Source organism: Glaciihabitans arcticus, assembly GCF_004310685.1.
GTDB classification, from domain to species: Bacteria; Actinomycetota; Actinomycetes; order Actinomycetales; family Microbacteriaceae; genus Conyzicola; species Conyzicola arctica.
Genome location: NZ_SISG01000001.1, coordinates 1,046,787 through 1,067,501, shown reverse-complemented (window position 1 = coordinate 1,067,501; position 20,715 = coordinate 1,046,787). Strand labels below are relative to the sequence as shown.

General features: G+C 66.7%; 20 protein-coding genes. 8 read left to right on the top strand and 12 right to left on the bottom strand.

The window, feature by feature from the left end; all coding sequences use genetic code 11:
• Positions 1 to 3: 3 nt before the first annotated feature.
• From EYE40_RS05080 to EYE40_RS05065, 4 genes are all read left to right on the top strand, one after another.
• Positions 4 to 753 (top strand): DUF3159 domain-containing protein, encoded by a 750-nt coding sequence (locus EYE40_RS05080; protein WP_130980932.1) that lies wholly within the window; start codon positions 4 to 6, stop codon positions 751 to 753.
• Positions 754 to 944: 191 nt separating this feature from the next.
• A complete protein-coding gene (gene acnA, locus EYE40_RS05075; protein ID WP_130980931.1) occupies positions 945 to 3,755 on the top strand; it encodes an aconitate hydratase AcnA in 2,811 nt (936 codons plus the stop codon).
• A gap of 10 nt (positions 3,756 to 3,765) precedes the next feature.
• On the top strand, positions 3,766 to 5,715 hold the full coding sequence (gene dxs / locus EYE40_RS05070; protein ID WP_130980930.1) for a 1-deoxy-D-xylulose-5-phosphate synthase: 1,950 nt from the start codon (positions 3,766 to 3,768) through the stop codon (positions 5,713 to 5,715).
• Entirely contained in the window at positions 5,712 to 6,317 is a 606-nt protein-coding gene (locus EYE40_RS05065) for a hypothetical protein (protein WP_130980929.1), read from the top strand. Before dxs ends, EYE40_RS05065 begins: the two co-directional genes overlap by 4 nt.
• On the opposite strand, the gene EYE40_RS05060 is transcribed toward EYE40_RS05065, so the two are convergent.
• From EYE40_RS05060 to EYE40_RS05045, 4 genes are read right to left on the bottom strand one after another with little or no spacing between them, the layout of a single operon-like run.
• Positions 6,314 to 6,802 carry a hypothetical protein gene (locus EYE40_RS05060; RefSeq protein WP_130980928.1) on the bottom strand — a complete coding sequence of 163 codons (489 nt, stop codon included), beginning with the start codon at positions 6,800 to 6,802 and terminating at the stop codon, positions 6,314 to 6,316. The genes EYE40_RS05065 and EYE40_RS05060 overlap by 4 nt on opposite strands.
• Positions 6,799 to 7,308, bottom strand: a complete 510-nt coding sequence (locus EYE40_RS05055) for a hypothetical protein (RefSeq protein WP_130980927.1) — start codon at positions 7,306 to 7,308, stop codon at positions 6,799 to 6,801. Before EYE40_RS05055 ends, EYE40_RS05060 begins: the two co-directional genes overlap by 4 nt.
• Positions 7,305 to 7,817, bottom strand: coding sequence for a hypothetical protein (locus tag EYE40_RS05050; protein ID WP_130980926.1), 513 nt, complete (start codon positions 7,815 to 7,817; stop codon positions 7,305 to 7,307). Before EYE40_RS05050 ends, EYE40_RS05055 begins: the two co-directional genes overlap by 4 nt.
• Positions 7,814 to 8,467, bottom strand: coding sequence for a TetR/AcrR family transcriptional regulator (locus EYE40_RS05045; protein WP_130980925.1), 654 nt, complete (start codon positions 8,465 to 8,467; stop codon positions 7,814 to 7,816). The genes EYE40_RS05050 and EYE40_RS05045 overlap by 4 nt, the downstream gene beginning before the upstream one ends.
• Before the next feature lie 84 nt (positions 8,468 to 8,551).
• On the opposite strand from EYE40_RS05045, the gene EYE40_RS05040 reads away from it, so the two are divergent.
• The 3 genes from EYE40_RS05040 to EYE40_RS05030 are packed head-to-tail and all read left to right on the top strand — an operon-like array spanning position 8,552 to position 11,452.
• A complete protein-coding gene (locus tag EYE40_RS05040) occupies positions 8,552 to 10,033 on the top strand; it encodes a DHA2 family efflux MFS transporter permease subunit (RefSeq protein WP_130980924.1) in 1,482 nt (493 codons plus the stop codon).
• Between the two features lie 46 nt (positions 10,034 to 10,079).
• Positions 10,080 to 10,478, top strand: coding sequence for a MerR family transcriptional regulator (locus EYE40_RS05035; RefSeq protein ID WP_130980923.1), 399 nt, complete (start codon positions 10,080 to 10,082; stop codon positions 10,476 to 10,478).
• Positions 10,475 to 11,452, top strand: coding sequence for an aldo/keto reductase (locus tag EYE40_RS05030; RefSeq protein WP_130980922.1), 978 nt, complete (start codon positions 10,475 to 10,477; stop codon positions 11,450 to 11,452). Before EYE40_RS05035 ends, EYE40_RS05030 begins: the two co-directional genes overlap by 4 nt.
• A 12-nt stretch (positions 11,453 to 11,464) precedes the next feature.
• Here the strand turns inward: EYE40_RS05030 and EYE40_RS05025 are convergent, their stop codons facing one another.
• The 5 genes from EYE40_RS05025 to EYE40_RS05005 form a co-directional block, all read right to left on the bottom strand.
• Positions 11,465 to 11,875: a DUF4259 domain-containing protein gene (locus EYE40_RS05025; RefSeq protein WP_130980921.1), complete on the bottom strand. Its 411-nt coding sequence runs from the start codon at positions 11,873 to 11,875 to the stop codon at positions 11,465 to 11,467.
• A 59-nt stretch (positions 11,876 to 11,934) separates the two neighbouring features.
• On the bottom strand, positions 11,935 to 14,073 hold the full coding sequence (locus tag EYE40_RS05020; protein ID WP_130980920.1) for a 3-hydroxyacyl-CoA dehydrogenase NAD-binding domain-containing protein: 2,139 nt from the start codon (positions 14,071 to 14,073) through the stop codon (positions 11,935 to 11,937).
• Complete coding sequence (locus EYE40_RS05015) at positions 14,073 to 15,272, bottom strand: thiolase family protein (protein WP_130980919.1); 1,200 nt, start codon at positions 15,270 to 15,272, stop codon at positions 14,073 to 14,075. The genes EYE40_RS05020 and EYE40_RS05015 overlap by 1 nt, the downstream gene beginning before the upstream one ends.
• Before the next feature lie 71 nt (positions 15,273 to 15,343).
• The gene (locus EYE40_RS05010; protein WP_130980918.1) at positions 15,344 to 16,600 is read right to left on the bottom strand and encodes an HRDC domain-containing protein; all 1,257 of its coding nucleotides are present in this window, start codon (positions 16,598 to 16,600) and stop codon (positions 15,344 to 15,346) included.
• A 25-nt stretch (positions 16,601 to 16,625) separates the two neighbouring features.
• Positions 16,626 to 17,222: a DUF3000 domain-containing protein gene (locus EYE40_RS05005; RefSeq protein ID WP_240034719.1), complete on the bottom strand. Its 597-nt coding sequence runs from the start codon at positions 17,220 to 17,222 to the stop codon at positions 16,626 to 16,628.
• 75 nt (positions 17,223 to 17,297) lie between these two features.
• Here EYE40_RS05005 and EYE40_RS05000 point away from each other — a divergent pair, with 75 nt between their 5' ends.
• Positions 17,298 to 18,536: an alpha/beta hydrolase family protein gene (locus tag EYE40_RS05000; protein ID WP_130980916.1), complete on the top strand. Its 1,239-nt coding sequence runs from the start codon at positions 17,298 to 17,300 to the stop codon at positions 18,534 to 18,536.
• Here the strand turns inward: EYE40_RS05000 and EYE40_RS04995 are convergent.
• Genes EYE40_RS04995 through EYE40_RS04985 form a run of 3 tightly spaced genes read right to left on the bottom strand, consistent with a single transcriptional unit; the run spans position 18,454 to position 20,592 of the window.
• Positions 18,454 to 19,188 (bottom strand): dihydrofolate reductase family protein, encoded by a 735-nt coding sequence (locus EYE40_RS04995; protein ID WP_130980915.1) that lies wholly within the window; start codon positions 19,186 to 19,188, stop codon positions 18,454 to 18,456. The genes EYE40_RS05000 and EYE40_RS04995 overlap by 83 nt on opposite strands.
• 13 nt (positions 19,189 to 19,201) lie before the next feature.
• Complete coding sequence (locus EYE40_RS04990) at positions 19,202 to 19,639, bottom strand: SufE family protein (protein ID WP_130980914.1); 438 nt, start codon at positions 19,637 to 19,639, stop codon at positions 19,202 to 19,204.
• Between the two features lie 50 nt (positions 19,640 to 19,689).
• Positions 19,690 to 20,592: a sulfurtransferase gene (locus EYE40_RS04985; RefSeq protein ID WP_130980913.1), complete on the bottom strand. Its 903-nt coding sequence runs from the start codon at positions 20,590 to 20,592 to the stop codon at positions 19,690 to 19,692.
• Positions 20,593 to 20,715: the final 123 nt, after the last annotated feature.

Below are 20,715 nucleotides of genomic sequence, written 5' to 3'. Positions count from 1 at the left end.
GCGATGAGCACACCAGGCGATCCACAACCGGGCGACAAGCAGCCGGAGGAGGCCGAGCCGAGCTTCTCCGACCAGCTCTCCGCAGCCATGCGCCAGTCGGCGTTCGGCAAGGTCGACCCGACCGAGGCGCCGACGTTCACCGGCCTGCTGTCGATCGTCGGCGGGATTCGCGGGCTCGTCGAGTCCTTCCTGCCCGGCCTCGTCTTCCTCGTGATGTTCTCGATCACGAAGAACCTGCCGCTTTCGCTCGCCCTGCCCATCGCCGTCGCGATCGGGCTCATCATCGGCCGGGCGGTCAACCGCCTGCCGCTGACCCCGGCCATCTCCGGCGCCATCGGCATCGCGCTGACAGCGGCGCTCTCGCTGCTCACGAACAGCGCGGGCAACAACTTCCTCCCCGGGATCATCATCAACGCGGGCGTCATCCTCGTTCTCGTCATCAGTCTGCTGGTCGGCTGGCCCTTCGTCGGCGTGATCGTGGGATTGCTCATGGCCGACCACCCCGGCTGGCGCGACGACGTGGTCAAGAAGCGCGCCTTCGTGCTCGCGACCATCATCTGGATCGTGCCCTCGGTCATTCGCGTTGCGATCCAGCTGCCGCTGTATATCGCCGACCTGCCGGAGTGGCTCGCCGGAACCAAGCTCATCACCGGCCTGCCGCTCTATGCCGCGGCGCTCTGGCTGACCTGGATGCTCGTGCGTCGCGTGTACCCGGGCGCAGAGCCGGAGAAGGATCTCGAGCAGCCCGAATAGCCTGCGCGGGTAAGGCTCACCACTGCGCGGATCATCCCGACGGCCAAAGTATCTTGATATCAAGATATATAGTGGGGGATAACGCAATGCTTTCCGGCCGCCTTTCGAGGCCCCGGGCTTAGGCTTGCCTTGCTAGCCCTGACGCTGGCTGGCAGCGAGGATTGTTCCAGGTCAGCAAGGGAGACGGCACAATGTCGGCAGTAAACAGCTTTGGGTCCAAAGACACTCTCACCGTCGGGTCAACCGACTACGAGGTCTACCGCATCGACACCGTCGAGGGCCACGACAAGCTCCCGTTCAGCCTCAAGGTGCTGCTCGAGAACCTGCTGCGTACCGAGGACGGCGCGAACGTCACCAAGGACCAGATCCAGGCCCTCGGATCCTGGCAGGCCACCGCCGAGCCCGACACCGAGATCCAGTTCTCGCCCGCCCGTGTCGTGATGCAGGACTTCACGGGTGTTCCCTGCATCGTCGACCTCGCCACCATGCGTGAGGCAGTTGTCGAGCTCGGGGGAGACCCGAAGAAGATCAACCCGCTCTCGCCCGCCGAGATGGTCATCGACCACTCCGTGATCGCAGACCTGTTCGGCTCCGAGAACGCCCTCGAGCGCAATGTCGAGCTCGAGTACGAGCGCAACGGCGAGCGCTACCAGTTCCTTCGCTGGGGACAGACCGCCTTCAACGACTTCAAGGTCGTGCCGCCCGGAACCGGCATCGTGCACCAGGTCAACATCGAGTACCTGGCCCAGGTCACTTTCACCCGCACCGTGGGCGGCGCGCTCCGTGCTTACCCCGACACCTGCGTCGGCACCGACTCGCACACCACCATGGTCAACGGCCTCGGCGTGCTGGGCTGGGGCGTCGGCGGCATCGAGGCCGAGGCGGCCATGCTCGGCCAGCCCGTTTCCATGCTCATCCCCAAGGTCGTCGGCTTCAAGCTTTCCGGTGCAATCCCGACCGGTGTGACCGCAACGGACGTGGTGCTGACCATCACGCAGATGCTGCGCAAGCACGGCGTCGTCGGCAAGTTCGTCGAGTTCTACGGTGAGGGCGTGGCGCAGGTGCCGCTCGCGAACCGCGCCACCATCGGCAATATGAGCCCCGAGTTCGGCTCGACTGCAGCAATGTTCCCGATCGACGACGTCACCCTCGACTACCTGCGCCTTACCGGCCGCAGCGAGGAGCAGGTCGCACTCGTCGAGGCCTACTCGAAGCTGCAGAAGCTCTGGCACGACGCGAGCGTCGAGCCGGTCTTCTCCGAGTACATCGAACTCGACCTCTCCACCGTGGTCCCCTCCATCGCCGGCCCGAAGCGTCCCCAGGACCGCGTCGAGCTCAGCCGCGCCAAGGAGCAGTTCGTCGAAGACCTGAACGCCTACGCGTCGGTCGACCACTCCAAGGTCGACGCCGCAATAGAGGGCAGCTTCCCGGCCTCCGACCCGAACGGCCTGACCCCCGAGGACGAGGAGAGTGCTCACCAGTACTCGCACTCGAGCCACGCGCCCTCGAACGTCTCGAAGCCATCAAAGGTCACCCTCGACGACGGATCCACGTTCACGCTCGATCACGGTGCCGTGGCGATCGCGGCCATCACGAGCTGCACGAACACCTCCAACCCGAGCGTGATGCTCGCGGCCGGCCTGCTCGCTCGTAACGCCAGCAAGAAGGGCCTGAAGGCCAAGCCGTGGGTCAAGACCACCCTTGCGCCCGGCTCGAAGGTCGTCACCGACTACTACGCCAAGGCCGGACTCACCGAGTACCTCGAAGACCTCGGCTTCTACACGGTCGGCTACGGCTGCACCACCTGTATCGGCAACTCGGGCCCGCTGCTCGACGAGATCTCCGCCGCGGTCAACGACAACGACCTCGCCGTCACTGCCGTTCTGTCCGGTAACCGCAACTTCGAGGGTCGCATCAACCCCGACGTGAAGATGAACTACCTGGCCTCGCCGCCGCTCGTCATCGCCTATGCCCTCGCCGGATCGATGAACTTCGACTTCGAGAAAGACGCCCTTGGCACCGACACGGAGGGCAAGGACGTCTACCTCGCCGACATCTGGCCCGACGCGGCCGAGGTGCAGTCGACCATCGACTCCTCGATCGACACCGAGATGTTCACGCACGAGTACGCGGGAGTCTTCGACGGTGACGCGCGCTGGCAGAACCTGCCGACGCCGACCGGCGCCACCTTCGAGTGGGACGCCGAGTCGACCTACGTGCGCAAGCCCCCGTACTTCGACGGCATGACCATGGAGCTGACCCCGGTCACGAGCTTCTCCGGTGCCCGCGTTCTCGCAAAGCTCGGCGACTCGGTCACAACCGACCACATCAGCCCGGCCGGAAACATCAAGGGCGACACCCCCGCGGGCAAGTACCTCGACGCCCACGGTGTGGCTCGCAAGGACTACAACTCCTACGGATCGCGTCGCGGCAACCACGAGATCATGATCCGTGGAACCTTCGCCAACATCCGCCTGCGCAACCAGCTCCTCGACAACGTCGAGGGCGGCTACACGCGCGACTTCACCCAGGCCGACGCCCCGCAGTCGTTCATCTACGACGCCTCGCAGAACTACCAGGAGCAGGGCATCCCGCTCGTCATCCTCGGTGGCAAGGAGTACGGCTCGGGTTCGTCCCGTGACTGGGCTGCGAAGGGAACCTCGCTGCTCGGCGTCAAGGCCGTCATTACCGAGAGCTTTGAGCGTATCCACCGTTCAAACCTCATCGGAATGGGCGTGCTTCCGCTGCAGTTCCCGGCCGGTGAGACGTGGGAGTCCCTCGGACTCGACGGCACCGAGGTCATTTCGATCTCGGGCGTCGAAGAGCTCAACGAGGGTCGCACGCCGAAGACACTCCACGTCGTGGCTGCACCCAGCGAACACTCAGCAGATGGCAAGGCCACCGTCGAATTCGATGCAGTGCTGCGGATCGACACCCCCGGCGAGGCGGACTACTACCGCAACGGCGGCATCCTGCAGTACGTTCTGAGGTCGCTGGTTTAGGCTTTCCGGTATGGGCCTTCTCGAGAACATCAGTGGGCCGAGGGACCTCGACGGACTGTCGAATGACCAGCTCGTCGAGCTGTCCGCCGAGATCCGCCAGTTTCTCGTCACCGAGGTGTCGAAGACCGGCGGGCACCTCGGTCCGAACCTAGGCGTGGTGGAGCTGACCCTCGCCATCCACCGGGTGTTCGACTCACCGTACGACGCGATCATCTTCGACACCGGCCACCAGAGCTATGTGCACAAACTGGTGACCGGTCGACAGGACTTCAGCAGGTTGCGCCAGTTGGGCGGCCTCGCGGGGTACCCGCAGCGCTCCGAATCGCCGCACGACATCGTCGAGTCATCGCACGCCTCGAGCTCGCTGTCCTGGGCCGACGGCATCTCGCGCGCCTTCACCATGACCGGCCAGGCCGATCGCCACGTCGTCGCGATCGTCGGCGACGGTGCCCTGACCGGTGGGATGACGTGGGAGGCGCTCAACAACATCAGTGACGACAACAGTCGCAACCTGGTCATCGTGGTCAATGACAACGGGCGCTCCTACGCCCCGACCATCGGTGGCATGGCGCACTTCCTCAACGATGTGCGCACCCGTCGCTCCTACCGCAAGCTGCACCGCTCGAGCGAGCGCGTGTTCGCGACGTTCGGGGCGCCCGGTCGCGCACTATACCGCGGCATCCGTGGCGGCACCCACGGCTTCCTCAGCCGCTTCACCAACAACGAGGCGCTCTACTCGAACCTCGACATCAAGTACATCGGTCCGGTGCACGGCCACGACGTCGCGGCCCTGCAGCAGGCTCTGCAGCAGGCAAAGAACTACGGCGCTCCGGTCATCGTGCACGCCATCACCGAGAAGGGCCACGGCTACGAGCCGGCCCTCGCCGACGCCGCAGACCAGTTCCACGCGGTCGGCCAGATCGACTCCGAGACGGGCGAACCCGTCGAAGTGGCGTCGAAGCCCTCGTGGACGAGCGTGTTCGCCGACGAGATCGTCGAGATCGCGGACCGTAATCCTCGCATTGTGGGAATCACGGCCGCCATGCTCCGCCCAACGGGCCTGCACAAGTTCGCCGAGAAATACCCGGATCGTGTGCTCGACGTCGGCATCGCCGAACAGCACGCCGTGACCTCGGCAGCTGGCCTCGCCTTCGGCGGCCTGCACCCCGTCGTTGCGCTCTATGCCACGTTCGTGAACCGCGCGTTCGACCAGATTCTGATGGATGTCGCGCTCCACAAGGCCGGTGTGACGTTTGTGCTCGACCGCGCGGGTGTCACCGGTCCTGACGGGCCGAGTCACCACGGCATGTGGGACCTCGCTATCCTCCAGGTTGTGCCGCACATTCGCCTGGCGGCCCCGCGCGACGCGACGCGCCTGCGCGAGGAACTCGCGGAGGCCGTTCTCGTCGAGGATGGGCCGACCGTCCTGCGTTTCTCGAAGGGCAGCGTCGGAACCGAGTTCGATGCCGTGCGTCGCACCGATGATGGTGTGGACGTGCTGCGCGAGGCGGCCCACAAGGACGTGCTCATCGTCACCGTCGGGCCGATGGCGAAGATCGGCCTGCAGGTCGCCGAGCGTCTCGCCGCCCAGGGCATCGGCGCGACGGTCATCGACCCGCGCTGGGTGGTGCCCGTGCCGGAGAGCGTGATCGGCTTCGCGGCCGAGCACCGCATCGTCATCACCATCGAGGACGGCGTTCGCGTCGCCGGCATCGGCACGCGCATCCGCCAGGACCTGCGCGCAGCGGGCGTCGACACGGCGGTCACCGAGCTCGGCCTGCCCGACGAGTTCCTCGACCACGGTTCACGCGAGGAGATCCTCGAGCGCGTCGGGCTCACCCCGCAGGACATCGCGCGCGACGTCGTCTCGCAGGTGCTCGGCAGCAAGATCCCGATCGCGCGTCCGCTGCCGGATGACGCGGTGAGTGCTGCCGACGAGTCAGCGTTCCGCGAGGGATGACGTCCCGCATCGTCGCGGCGGTTCTCGCCGCGCCCCTGGCGATCCTCACCCTCGTCGGCTGCACTGGCGAGCCGGCTCCCGCGCCGGCACCCACGAGCACCGTCACCACTCCGCAGGCGAGCTTCGACGGGGAGTGGACCCTGACCCGTACCATCACCGCGAGCAATGACGTCAGCGGCGAGACGCGCGCGGTCGGTGCGGTGTCCACGCGGCTCGTGCTGCTCGACCAGACGCCGTGCGACGCGGTCATCTGCCCCGGGATGGTGTGGAGCGGCACAACCGCTGACGCACGCGAACAGACACCGCTCACCCAGATCGACGGGGGAGTCAGCTGGCGATTCACGGGATCCCTCGACTGCATGCGCGCCGAATCGGAGGCGGTTCTCGTGCTCGACGCCTTCGACTACTCGCAGGAGGTCGAGCTGTTGGTGACCGAGTCCGCTGACGTCGACGGTGTGCTCACCGCCACCGGCCTCTCCGGCAGCATCGTCTACACCGACACGCTCAGCAAGGAGGCGATAGCCAAGGGCTGTGTACGTGATCCGGTGGAGACAACGATCGAGTACTCGGTCACCGCCGTGCGTAACACCGAGGGCCTCTAGAAGGACTCGCCCAGGGTGGCGCGCAGGCGCTGCTCGTTCTCATCGTGAACCTGGCCGCGGCGGGCCATCAGCCAGCCTCCTGCGCCGCTCAGGCCGCCCGCGACGATCAGCACAGCCAGCAGGCCGGGCAGGAGCTGGCCAACGAGCAGGCCGACGGCGGTGGCGAGAACCGCGCCGATGATCCCGGCACCGAGAGCGTGGAATGCGGGCGACGACACTCGGCGCAGCAGGTAGCCGGACAGTAGTGCGAGTGGAACACCGAAGACAAGGGCCACGACAGCACCGGTGATGATCGCGAGGGGGAAGCCGATCACAAGGATCAGCACGACCACGCCGATACCCCAGCCGCCGTGCGGACGCGTGGCGCTGTCGATTGCGGAGAAGATCGCGAAGCCGATAGTGACGCTCGTCGAGAAGAACAGCACGGTCCAGGCGCCGCCGCGGATCACATTGCGGCGGGTGATCGGAAGCAGCGGTCCACTCATGCGTTCACCTCCGCTGTTGTGGGAATCTCACGATGTTCCCGAAACGCTATCAGCCAGCCTCCGGCGGAACTGGCGGCGGTGACGAGGACGAGCACTCCGTAGGGCAGCACCACCCACAGCGACGGTTCGGCGATCGGGGGCGAAGAAGGCATCACCAAGAAGGCGATGACGACGAGGATGAAGGCGCTCAGGGCGCCAGCCGCGGCTGCGCCCGATGCGTGAGCCCTGACCGAGGAGCTGCGACGCAGGAGCATGGAAACGGCGAGAGTCAGGGGGACACCGAGGAGGGCGGTGGCAGCTGTCCCCAGCACGCCGGAGATGAGGAGCGCGTAGCCCGCGCCGAAGGCGCCCAGGACGGGTGCCCCGATGCCCTGCTCCCAGTACAACACGGTCACTCCGAGTCCGGTGAACCAGGAGGTCAGACCCACAAAGAGGAGAAGTGTCCACGCCGCCCCTACCGTGATGTTGCGGACGGTGAGCGGAAGCGGAGCCATGGAGACGCTCATGCACGGCCCTCGGCGGCTGGCTCGTCCGGCGCGTGCTGCCGCAGCGCTATCAACCAGCCTCCCGCGGAACTGGCCGCGGTGATGACCACCAGCGCTATCGCGATGGGCGCCAGGGTCGGATCGGGGATCGGGTCACCGAACACCTCGGCGGAGAGGCCGCCCGACCCGTAGAGCGACGAGTATGCCCAGAGAACGGCCAACGCGCTGACGACGCCGGCCCCTGCCGCCGCACAGACCTGGGCGATCACCGATCTGCTTCGGCGTAGGAGCGCAGAGACGGCGAAGATGAGAGGAATGCCGAGCAAGCCGGTCGCGACAGCGCCGATCGACGCCGACATGGCGAACGCGGACATCGCGCTGATCGCACCGACGATGATGGCGAGCACGGGTCCCCACAGAGCCGAGACGACTACTGCGACCGCGCCGGTTATCCACGTCACCGCCGTGACGAAGAGGACCAGCGTCCAGAGCGCCTGCCACCCGACGAAGTCCGTCGTCGACGCTCTCACGAGCGCGCCTCCTGGATGATGTCGAGCAGCTCATTGAGTGGTCCGCGCACGAACGGCAAGCGGGCGAGGGGGAGCGCGCTGCCGAACAGCTTCGAGGCGCGGTGGGCGAGCCTGCGGGTCTTCGCCTGGCCTACCGATCGGTCATAGACCCAGAACAGCGCGAGTCCCATGTAGGCGAGCCAGAGCAGTTCCGGGAGTCGCCCACGAAGATCCGCCGGGATCGACGTGCTGGCGCCGGAGACGACGAGCCGGAAGACGTCGATGGCGGCCTCGCGGGGAGCAGCGGCATCCTCACCGAACGGGCTGACGGGGGACTGCGGACCGATCGCGGCTGCCAGGAACCCGGTCGCGCTGTCGTGGAAGGGCCCGAGGGTGTCGATGCCGGCGAGCAGTGCGCGCTCGAGGCGAGTGGCGAGGTCGGTCGCGCCGTGCAGATCAGACGTGGCGCGCTCGAGGTGTTCGTCCTGCACGCGCACATACAGCTCCTGCACGAGGTGGTTCTTGGTGGGGAAGTAGTAGTACGCGTTGCCGACCGACACCCCGACCTCGGAGGCGATCAGTCTCAGCGTCGTCTGCTCATAGCCGCGCTGCTTGAACGATGCGAGAGCAGTTTCACTGATCTTCGCCCGAGTTTCTTCACTTTTTCCCATGCTCCAATTATTGAACACGTTCGAAAAGGATGCAACCCCCACACGACACACGCATGTCACACGACAGGCATACACTCGATCCTTGTGACGAGAACAGCTTCGATACCCATCCAGAGCCCCTCCGACCCGACCGGCGCGGCTCTCGCGAAGCGCAATAACCTCGTCATCTCGCTCCTGTTGGGATCCGCGTTCGTCGTGATCCTCAACGAGACGATCATGAACGTCGCCCTGCCGCGCATCATGGAAGACCTGGGCATTGCGCCCTCCGTCGGACAGTGGCTGACCACCGCCTTCCTGCTCACCATGGCGATCGTCATCCCGATCACCGGATTCATTCTCGAGCGGTTCGACACTCGCCCCGTGTTCCTCACCGCGATGGCGCTGTTCAGCGTCGGCACAGTGACCGCCGCGCTCGCGCCCGGATTCGCACTGCTGCTCGTCGGTCGCGTGGTGCAGGCCTGCGGCACCGCCATCATGATGCCGTTGTTGATGACCACGGTGCTGACGCTTGTCGCATCATCGGACCGCGGCCGCATCATGGGCCGCATCTCGATCGTCATGTCGGTGGCACCCGCCCTCGGCCCGACGTTCTCGGGTCTTATCCTCAACGTGCTTCCGTGGCCCTGGTTGTTCTGGGTCGTGCTGCCCATTGCCCTCGCCGCGCTGATCGTCGGCGCGGTGCTGATGCCGAATGTCACGGAGTCGCGAAAGATTCCGATCGACGTGCTGTCGGTGATCCTCTCCGCTTTCGCATTCGGCGGACTGATCTACGGTCTCAGCAGCCTCGGCGAGGCCGCGGAGGGCAACGCGCTTATTCCCGCCTGGGTGCCGCTCGTCGGCGGACTCGTGCTGCTCGCGCTGTTCATCCTGCGTCAGCTGCACCTGCAGAAGTCGGATCGCGCGCTGCTCGACCTGCGCACCTTTACGTCGCGCAACTTCACCTTCTCGATCATCCTGTTGAGCGTGAGCATGGTGGCGCTGTTCGGCACGATCATCATCATCCCGCTCTATGCGCAGAACGTGCTCGGGCTCCTGCCGCTCGAGACCGGGCTGCTCCTGCTGCCCGGTGGACTCGTGATGGGTCTCCTGGGTCCCATCGTCGGACGCCTGTATGACCGCTTCGGTCCGACCGTGCTGCTCGTTCCCGGAACGATCGTGCTCAGCCTCGTGTTCTGGGGTCTCTCCATGGTGCAGGCCGACTCGCCCGTGTTCGTCATCCTCATTGCGCACGTCTCGCTCAGCGTCGGCCTCGCCCTGCTGTTCACGCCCGTGTTCACGGCGGGCCTCGGATCGCTCAAACCGCACCTCTACTCGCACGGCAGTGCAATCGTCGGCACTCTGCAGCAGGTCGCCGGTGCGGCCGGCACAGCGATCTTCATTGCACTGATGACCGTTGTGGGGGTCTCGCTCGCGGCGGGCGGCGCACCCGAAGGAGAGGCGACGGCCGGGGGTATCCGCGCCGCCTTTACGTTCGGAGCGATCCTCGCGACGGCGGCGATCCCGCTGGCCTTCTTCGTGCGCAGGCCCGAAGAGACTTCAGGCGAGCCGCAGGCCGCCCACCACTAGGCCGTGAACTTGACTTAGAGCGCGCTCTAAGTTCTAGCCTGAGGTCATGACCATCATCGACACCGGCCGTTCGATCTCACAGGTTGCGGAGTTGACGGGTCTCTCGACCCACACCCTCCGCTACTACGAGCGCGAGGGGCTGATGCTGACGCCGGTCGACCGGGCATCCTCGACCCACCGGCGCTATGGCGAGGCGGACATCGGCTGGGTGGAGTTCCTCACCAAGCTGCGCCGCACCGCCATGCCCATCGCGGAGGTTCGGCGCTACGTCGAACTCGTGCGCGAGGGCGAACTCACCACCGTGCAGCGACTCGAACTGCTGCGGCAGCACAGGCTCGCCGTGCTGGAGGAGATCGCCGAGATGACGAAGAGCCTCGCAGCCATCGACTACAAGATCGGGCTGTACGAAGTGAAGCAATACGAACAGAAAGCTGTCACAGAATGAAGAGAATCACCCTCGGAACCAACGGCCCGGAGATCGGCCGCATCGGCCTGGGACTCATGGGCATGAGCGCCTTCTACACGGGCGCCGGCCAGGATGACGCCGAATCGACGCGTACCATCCACCGTGCGCTCGACCTCGGCGTGACCCTGCTCGACACCGCCGAGATGTACGGTCCGTACCTCAACGAACAGCTGTTCGGAAAGGCGATCTCAGGGCGGCGGGATGACGTGGTCATCGCCACCAAGTTCGGCACCTTCAAGAACAGCACCGATGGCACGCGCGGCCTCGATGGCAGTGCGGCGAACGTGCGCGCCTCCGTGGAGGGATCACTCGAGCGCCTCGGCACCGACTACATCGACCTGTACTACCAGCACCGCATGGACCCGAACACGCCCATCGAGGAGACGGTCGAGGCGCTTGCCGAACTCATCGCTGAAGGTAAGATCCGCGGCTACGGGCTGTCAGAGGCCGCACCCGACACGATCCGTCGGGCGCACGCGGTGCACCCCGTGACGGCGCTGCAGACCGAGTACTCGCTCTGGTCGCGTGACCCCGAGAAGGAGATCCTCCCGGTCGTACGCGAGCTCGGCATCGGCTTCGTGCCGTACTCGCCGCTTGGTCGCGGGTTCCTCACCGGAACGATCCGCACCCTCGATGCGCTCGACGCCGACGACTTCCGTCGCGCCAACCCGCGCTTCGAGGGCGAGAACCTCGAGGCGAACATCCGGATCGTCGAGCAGGTCGACGCCGTCGCCGCTGAGCTGGGCGCGAAGCCCGGACAGGTCGCGCTCGCCTGGCTGCTTGCGCAGGGTGATGACATCGCGCCCATCCCGGGCACGAAGAGGGTGAGCTATTTGGAGGAGAACGTCGCGGCGGATGCCCTCGAACTCAGCGCCGAGCAGCTCGCAGCGCTTGACGCCGTAGCGGCACCCGCGGGCGACCGCTACGCGGACATGAGCGGCGTCAACCTGTAGGCGAGTCAGGCTCTACCGCGAGGACCGCAAGCGGGCCTGCAGGTCGGCGACCACTTCTGCCCAGGAGCCGTCGCCGGCCTCGTCCCACAGGTCCTTCAGCTCGGAGTCGATCGCCACGCGCTCGACGGCACCGCTCGCGAGGGCCAGCAGGGCGGGTGTCACCAGGTCGCGACGGGCCTGGATCCAGACCGACGCCTCGGTCGGTAGATGAGTGGTGGATGACGCCGTGCGTGCCGAAGCCACAACCTCCGCTGCTGCCAGCGCGTTGCTGCAATCCGGCGCCTCGGGCTGCTCATCGATCGGGGTGTCGACGATGATGCTGAGTGCGTCGATGAGCACGCGGCCGTCGGTGTCGTCCTCGAGCTCCCACACCCAGTCGGATGCGTCGTCGTTCTCGAATACTCCGCTGCCCCATGCGCCCATGGTTAGATTCTGGCAGAGAAAAGGGGGCAGGCCGGTGGCCGGCCCCCTTTCGCTCAGTCCTAGGCGACGCCCACGATCCGCGGGTCGTGGAACGTACCGCCGAAGGCACGCTCCGACGCTCCCGCGCGGTCGAGGTACGGCGTCACTCCGCCCATCTGGAACGGGTAGCCCGCTCCGAGGATGAGGCACAGGTCGATGTCCTCCGCGGCCGAAACCACCTTGTCGTCGAGCATGCGCTTGATCTCGTCGGCCAGGCCGTCCTCGATGCGCGTCTGCAGTTCCTTTGCCGTCATCGGCGCGGTTCCCCCGGCGACGATCTTGAGGGCTTCCTTGTCGATGCCCTTGATCCTGCCCTTGGCGTCACGCTCGAAGATGCGACCGAGGTCGGCGAGCTTGTGCAGGTTCGTGCTCTCGAAGAAGCGGTCGGGGAACGCCGCGTGGTGGGTGTCCAGCACGTGCGCGCCGACCTTGAGGCCGACCAGCTCGAGCAGTTCGAACGGGGTCATCGGCAGTCCGAACGGACGTGTCGACTCCTCGACGACCTCGAACGGGGTACCGGTGTCGACCGCGTGCATTGCTTCGCCGAGAACCTTGGCGAGGATGCGGTTGACGACGAACCCGGGGGTGTCGCGTGTGATGACCGCGTTCTTGTAGAGCTTGGCGGCCGTGACCATCGCGGTGGACAGTGTCTCGTCGTTGGTCGCCGGCGTCTTCACGACCTCGATGAGCGGCATCACTGCAACGGGGTTGAAGAAGTGGAAGCCGACGAGGCGCTCAGGGTGCTTGAGCTTCGAACCGATCTGCTCTACCGAGAGGGATGACGTGTTGGTTGCCAGCACGGCCTCGGGGGAGATGTACTGCTCGACGTCGGCGAAGACGTCCTGCTTCACGCCCAGCTCCTCGAAGACCGCTTCGATGACCCAGTCGCAGTCCGCGAAGTCGGCCTTGTTGGTCGTGCCGGTGACGAGGGCCTGGAGCTGGTTGGCGTCATCCTGCTTGATGCGGCCCTTCTCCAGCAGCTTCTGGATCTCGTCGTGGATGTAAGCGACGCCCTTGTCGACGCGCTCCTGGTCGAGATCGGTGATGACCACGGGCACCTTGAGGCGGCGAACGAAGAGCAGCGCGAACTGCGAAGCCATCAGGCCCGCGCCGATGACGCCGACTTTGGTGACCTTGCGGGCGAGTTCCTTGTCGGGGGCTCCCGCCGGACGCTTCGCGCGCTTCTGCACGAGATTGAAGGCGTAGATGCTCGCCTTGAACTGGTCACCGCTGACGAGGTCGGCGAGCGCCTCGTCCTCGGCGCGAAAGCCTTCGTGCTTGGTCGTGTTGCGGGCGGCCTTGAGCAACTCGAGAGCGCGGTAGGGGGAGTGCGCCACCTTGCCGATCTTGCTCTCGAGCATCTTCGTGGCCATGTCGATCGCGATCGGCCACTTGACCGTGCGCTCGAGCTTGCCGGGCTCGTTCGCCCGCTTGACCGTGATCGTGCCGCCGATGACGCCGTCGGCCCACTTGATCGAGTCCTCGAGGAAGTTCGCCGGCTCGAAGATCGCATCTGCGATGCCGAGGTCGAACACCTGCTGGCCCTTCAGGGTGCGGTTGTTCTTCAGCGGGTTCTCGATGACGATCTTGAGGGCGTTCTCGATGCCGATGAGGTTCGGCAGCAGCCACGCGCCACCCCAGCCCGGGATGATGCCGAGGAAGACCTCGGGCAGACCGAGGGCCGGGATCGATGCGTCAACGGTGCGGTAGTCGGCGTTCAGCGGAATCTCGGTGCCGCCGCCAAGGGCGAGGCCGTTGATGAAGCAGAACGAGGGCACACCGAGAGTGGAGAGCTTGTCGAGGGTCCAGTGGCCGAGTTGCGCCATCTGAATAGCCGTCGCGCGGCTCGGGATGTCGCTGACCTTGCTCAGGTCCGCCCCGGCGGCGAGGATGAACGGCTTGCCGGTCACCGCCAGCCCGTGAATCTCGCCTCGCGCAGCACGTTCGCGCTGCGCGTCGAGCACGGCCGCGAGTTCGAGGAGTCCCGCGGGACCGAAGGTGCTCGGGCGCGTGTGGTCGCGATCGTTGTCGAGTGTCACGAGGGCGAGGGTCCTGCCACTGGCGAGCGGGACATCCCGAACATAGGAGTGGGTGACGACCTCGTCGTCACTGAGACCGGCGAGCTCGTCGAAGTCGGCGGGGGCGAATTCGTAAGTCATTACTTCTTTCCTCCGGTGTAGTGCGGGTTCTCCCAGATGACGGATCCACCCTGGCCGAGGCCGACGCACATGGCGGTGAGGCCGTAACGCACCTCGGGGTGCTCCTCGAACTGGCGGGCGAGCTGGATCATCAGGCGTACGCCCGACGAGGCGAGCGGATGGCCGATGGCGATCGCGCCGCCCCACATGTTGACGCGCGGGTCCTCGTCGTCGATGCCGAAGTGGTCGAGCAGCGAGAGCACCTGGATAGCAAAGGCCTCGTTGAGCTCGAACAGCCCGATGTCGTTGATCGTGAGACCCGCCTTGCGGAGGGCCTTCTCGGTGGACGGCACGGGGCCGATGCCCATGATCTCCGGCTCGACGCCGGCGAACGCGAAGCTCACCATGCGCATCTTCGTCTGGAGGCCGAGCTCCTTCGCCGCATCCGCACTGGCGAGGATGCTCGCTGTCGCGCCGTCATTGAGGCCGGAGGCGTTACCGGCGGTGACGCGTCCGTGCGGACGGAACGGGGTCTTGAGGGCGGCGAGTCCCTCGAGGGTCGTCTCGGGGCGGAGCGCCTCGTCGCGGGTGGCGAGTCCCCATCCCGTTGCATTGCGCGTGGCGACCGGGATCAGGTCGGGCTGGATCTTGCCGTTCTCGTAGGCGGCGAATGCCTTCTGCTGGCTGCGCAGTGCAAAACGATCGGCGCGCTCCTTGGTGAGGTGCGGGAAGCGGTCGTGGATTCGCTCGGCCGTGTTGCCCATGTTGAGGGCGTCGGGGTTCACGAGCTTCTCGGCGAGGAAGCGGGGGTTCGGGTCAGCGCCGAAGCCCATCGGGTGGCGGCCCATGTGCTCGACACCGCCGGCGATGCCGATGTCGTATGCGCCGAAGGCGATACCGCCGGCGATCGCGGTGACCGAGGTCATGGCGCCCGCACACATGCGGTCGATTGCGAAGCCGGGAACGGACTTGGGGAGACCGGCCAGAATGGCGGCGGTGCGGCCGAGGGTGAGACCCTGGTCGCCCGTCTGCGTGGTCGCGGCGATGGCCACGTCATCCACACGGTCCTTGGGAAGGTTGGGGTTGCGCTCAAGCAGGCCGATCATGGCCTTGACGACCAGGTCGTCCGCTCGCGTCTGCCAGTACATTCCCTTTTCGCCTGCTCGACCGAACGGGGTACGGACCCCGTCGACGAAGACGACTTCAGCTTTCTCGGCCACTTTGCCTCCAACATTAAGCGTTGCTCACAGCTTATGGGGCAGGAATTGGCCGGAAAATCCTTTGACTGTTCCTACGAAGAGGGTTCGGCGGGTTCTTCAATAGTTTGGCTGGCTTCCACAAAGGCGCTGGCTTCTACAAAAGAATCGGCGATTCGCTGTGCGGTTGCGTCAACCTGCCAGTCGCGGGCGCCGAGCGCGATGAGCGCCTCCCCGATGGTCTCGACGGTTGCCGGCTCCGGGGGAGTCCACGCCACGCGGCGCAGGCTGTCGGGGGTGAGCAGGTTCTCTACGGGGAGGCTCAGCTCCTCCGCGGCTTCGGTCAGCGAGGCACGTGCTGCCTTCAGTCGCTTGTCGGCGAGCGGGTTCTTCTCCGACCAGACACGGGGCGGCGGAACACTCTCGCCCTGTGCCCGCACGGCGGGCAGGTCGGTGGACGCGGAGCCCGCCTCGATGGCCGCCCACCAGCGGTCCAGCTGCGACCTGCTTGCGCGGCCCGTGAACTCCTTGAGCGCGGCGAGGTCGCGCTTGGTCGCGGGCAGAACGCGCGCTGCCGCGGTGAGAGCCGCATCCGGAACCAGACGACCCGGAGCCGTGTCGATCTCGCGGGCGTACGCGTCACGAGCGAGCCACAGCTCGCGGGCGACGGCCAGGTTGCGCTGACCGCGCACCGAGTGCAAACCGCTGAGGCGTCGCCATGGCTCGTGACGCACGACGGTGAAATCACGGTGCAGCACGGAGTCGAACTCCTGCTCGGCGATGTGGGTCTTACCGGCAGACTCGAGCAGTTCGCCCATCTTCTCGCGCAGGTCGACGAGCAGCTCGACGTCGAGGGCGGCGTAGACGAGCCAGGCCTGCGGGAGGGGGCGGGTGGACCAGTCGGCGGCCGAGTGCTCCTTGGCGAGGTGGATGCCGAGGAGCTCCTCGACCACGGTGCCGAGGCCGACGCGGGGAAGTCCCGCGAGTCGCGCGGCAAGTTCGGTGTCGTAGATGCGGGTGGGGTCGAGGCCGACTTCGCGCAGGCAGGTGAGGTCCTGGCTCGCGGCGTGCAGGATCCACTCGATCGGTGCGATGACGTCGCCCAGCTCGGTCATCGGGCCGATCGCGGGTGGGTCGAGCAGGAAGGTGCCCGCACCGCGACGGAAGATCTGGATCAGGTAGGCGCGCTGCGAGTAGCGGTAGCCGGAGGCGCGTTCGGCGTCAATGGCGATTGGACCTTCGCCCGCAGCAATCGCGGCCACGGCCTCGAGGTACTCCTCGCGGGTGTCGATCACGTTCACCAGCACGTGCGCGGCCTGCACCGCAGGCTCGACGGCTGTGTCTTCGGGCACAGTGGGCTGCGGCGCTTCGCTCTCGCTATTCACGTCCGACTCGGCGCTTCGACAACAGGCTCACTCCCTCAATGGCTGGCGGGAACCCCGCCAACATGCACAGTAACTCGCTCCAGCCTTCCACATGCGACGTTACATCGTGATCGGTGGGGGTCCAGGACGCGCGCAACTCGATCTGCGCGCCGTCGCCCTGCGACTCCAGTTCGCCGAAACCGGTGGAGAGTATGCGCGTCGCCGTGCCCGAGGCCGAGTGGTAGCCGGCGCCACGTGACTCCAACGCGTCAACGAGCCACGACCAGCTGACGCTGGCGAGGAACGGGTCGAGCCCGATGTCGGTCTCGAGGGGCGCCTGCGCGAAACAGACGATGCGGAATTCCCCACCCCACGCGTCGGGCGCGGACGGGTCGTAGAGCAGGATGAATCGGCCAGTGCCGAGCTCGGAGTCGTTCGCGTGGCGGGCGGGCGTGACATCCGCCGCAAGTGCAATCGACCAGGGGGCGAGGCCGCCGGGCGCCGGAATCTCGGTGACGACGAGCTCGGGGCGCGGAACGGCGCGGCGCACGGCGTCGAGCGCTGCTGCGAATGGGGCGGGAACCGGGGCTTCCGCGGGAGTGTCAGACACGATACGAACACTAAACTTGGTTCGGTAGATTCTCAGGGAGGCACGCCGTTCCCCGCGGCGGGAGGCGCGGCGCGCATGCAACAGCATGGTTCGAGTCGGTTCTGGGCGATCGCCGGAACGGCAGCAGTGCTGGGCGGGGCTGCAATCGCCGCCGTCGCTGCGGCCGCTGTGAGCGTGATCATGGCCCGCACCGTCGTCACCCCGCCCCGCAAGCGCGAAGAAGACATCCGCGTACTAGCCGTCACCGACGGCACGGTCACCCTCTCGCGTACCCTCGACTCGCTCACCCCCGGCCGCTACAGCTTGTGGTTCGGTGGCTCCGCCGGTCACGCCCGCATCGGCGATATCACCGAAATGGATGACTTCTCAGTGACCCGCGAGCTTCTCGCCGTCGACTTCGGGCGGCTCGCCGCCCCCTCCCGTGCTCGTATGTCGGGCTGGTTCTACGTCGGGCCGCGCGAGCTGGGCTTCGAATACGAGGACGTCGAGATCGCGACGACGCTCGGCATGGCGCCGGCCTGGCTGGTGCCGGCCGCGTCGGATACCGGTCGCTGGGTCATCCAGGTGCACGGTCGCGCGGTGCGCCGAGAGGAGGCGCTGCGCGCGGTTCCCGTCTTCCGCGAGGCCGGGTACAGCTCGCTGCTGATCTCCTATCGCAACGACGGCGACGCACCGCAGACCGGAGACAACCGCTACGCCCTCGGCGACGCGGAGTGGCTCGACGTGGACGCCGCGATTCGGTTCGCTATCTCCCGGGGAGCCACCGACGTGTTGCTCATGGGCTGGTCGATGGGCGGTGCGACCGTGCTGCAGGCCGCGACGCGGTCGGGCTACGCCGAGCTGATCCGCGGCATCGTGCTCGACTCGCCGGTTATCGACTGGGTGGGCGTGCTCGAGTTCCAGGGAACGGTGATGCACGTGCCCCGCCTCCTTCGCCGGGGAGCGATGGCGCTCATCAGCCAGGGCTGGGGTCGCCGCCTCACAGGGCAGGCCGAGTCGATCGACCTCGCCCGCCTCGACTTCGTCAAGAGGTCGGGTGACCTGCGCTGGCCGATCCTGCTGCTGCACAGCGACGACGACGGCTACGTCCCGGCCGACGGCTCACGGGCCCTCGCCGAGGCACGTCCCGACATCGTGGCGTTCGAGCGGTTCGCCGTCGCGCGGCACACCAAGCTCTGGAACTACGACGCTCCGCGCTGGAACGCCGCGATCGCCGACTGGCTCGCTGCGCTCAGCGCTCGTGAAGAACGTGCCCTGCCGGCAGCAGCCAGCGCGCGTACAGCCCGCTCGCGTCGTCCACCAGCAGCCGACTGAGCTCGGCGTCGACTGACTCGAGCTCCGCCGCTCCGAACGGGGAGAGCACGGGACCGCCGAGCCGCGGGCTCGTCGAGAGGCATACCTCGTCGAGCAGGCCCGCGGCGAGCAGCTGGGCGGCGAGGCTCGGCCCGCCCTCGCAGACGATCGAGCGCAGGTCGTGGGCGCGCAGTGCGGTGAGGATCGCCGAGGGCGCGAGCCGGCCGGCGTCATCCTCGACCACAACGAAGTCGGCATCGACACCGAGCGTCTCGCGGGACCGTTCGATGGCCGACGCGGGGCAGAGCACGAGAAGGCGCCCGGGCTCGACGGGCGCGGAGATGCGGTGGCCGGACAGGTCTCCCGACGAGGTGACGACCGCGAGGCGCGTGCGCCGGGGGAGCAGGAAGCCCTCCGCCCGCACGCTCTGCGCGCCGATCAGAACGATGTCAGCGAGTTCGCGGATCACCCCGAGAAGGCGGCGGTCGGCGGGGTTGGTGAGGGTTTCGGATGTCCCGTCCGACCCTGCGGCGCTGCCCGAGATCGTCGTGATCAGGTTGAGCCGCAGCCACTCGGGCCGGGGCGGCCGGTACAGGTCGAGCAGGCTCGCGCGGCTGGACTCCTCATCGAGGTCGATGTCGGGTCCGGCCGGACTGAGCTGTCGAAGGATCACCGCTGCCTCAGGATCACGCGGCGATCTTCTCGCGGATCTGGCGCTTGGTGCGGCCGAGCAGCGCGGTCATGCCGCGGATGCGCAGCGGGGACACGGCTTCGGTGAGGCCGATCGTGTTGGGAAAGTCATCGGGAACGTCCAGCACCTCGTCTACGGTGAGATTCGCGAGACCCTGCACGAGGATCGACGCGAAACCGCGGGTGGTCGGGGCCTCTTTCGGCGCCATGGCGAAGAGGTGCACAACCCGGGCCTCATCCACCTCGACGAAGATGAACACGGGGGACTGGCACTCCTCGACGCGCTCGAACAGGTCGGGATGGTCGGCGTACTGCGCGGGCAGCTCGGGCAGTTCGTTGGAGAATTCGAGCAACAGCTGGAGGCGATCCTTGATGCCGAGGTCGAGGAAGTCGGCGCGGATCTGTTCGAGGGCAGCAGGAAGCCGGTCAGTCATTGCGCAAATCTAACAACAACTGACCGGCTTCGCTGGGATGCCTGTGAGGTCTAGCGGGGTGCGGGGGCGGTACCGGCCTCGGCGCCCTGAACGATCGGAACGCGCACTGCCGAGCCCCACTCGGTCCAGGATCCGTCGTAGTTGCGCACGCCCTCGAAGCCGAGCAGGTGGGTGAGCACGAACCAGGTGTGGCTCGAGCGCTCACCGATGCGGCAGTAGGCGATCACGGTGTCGCCCTCCTTGAGTCCGGCGCCGTCCCGGTACAGCGCGTTCAGCTCGTCGACGCGGCGGAAGGTTCCGTCGTCGGCCGCGGCCTTGCCCCACGGCACGCTCTGGGCGCTGGGGATGTGGCCGGCGCGCAGGGCGCCCTCCTCGGGATAGGCGGGAGCTGTGGTGCGCTGGCCGCTGTACTCCTCGGGGGAGCGCACGTCGATGAGCGGGTTGCCGAAGTGGGCGAGCACGTCGTCCTTGTAGGCGCGGATCTTCGAGTCGTCGCGCTCGACGACCGGGTAGTCGACGGTCTCGGCCGACTCGGGGTCGGTCGTGTAGGCGCGTCCGTCGGACTCCCACTTGGCGCGGCCGCCGTCGAGCAGGCGCACGTCTTCGTGGCCGAAGAGGGTGAAGACCCAGAGGGCGTAGGCGGCCCACCAGTTGTTCTTGTCGCCGTAGATCACGATCGTCGACTCGCGCGTGATGCCCTTGGAGCCGAGCAGCGCGGCGAATTGCTCGCCGTTGATGTAGTCGCGCTCCACCGGGTCGTTGAGGTCGGTGTGCCAGTCGATCTTCACGGCGCCCACAATGTGGCCGGTCTCGTAGAGCAGCACGTCCTCGTCTGATTCGACGATGACGAGGCCGGGGGTTCCGAGGTTGGCTTCGAGCCAGTCACCCGTGACGAGACGTTCGGGGTGCGCGTAGCCGGCGAATTCTTCTGACGTATCGACTGCGACAGCCATGGAGACCTCCTGTGGGGTGGGAAAGCGGGGTTTCTGTTCGGTCTAGGCTTGATGCCGGACTGACCACTTCGAGCGTACGCACTGGCCCGATCGTGCGCTGGTGAACTGTAAGACTTCGACACA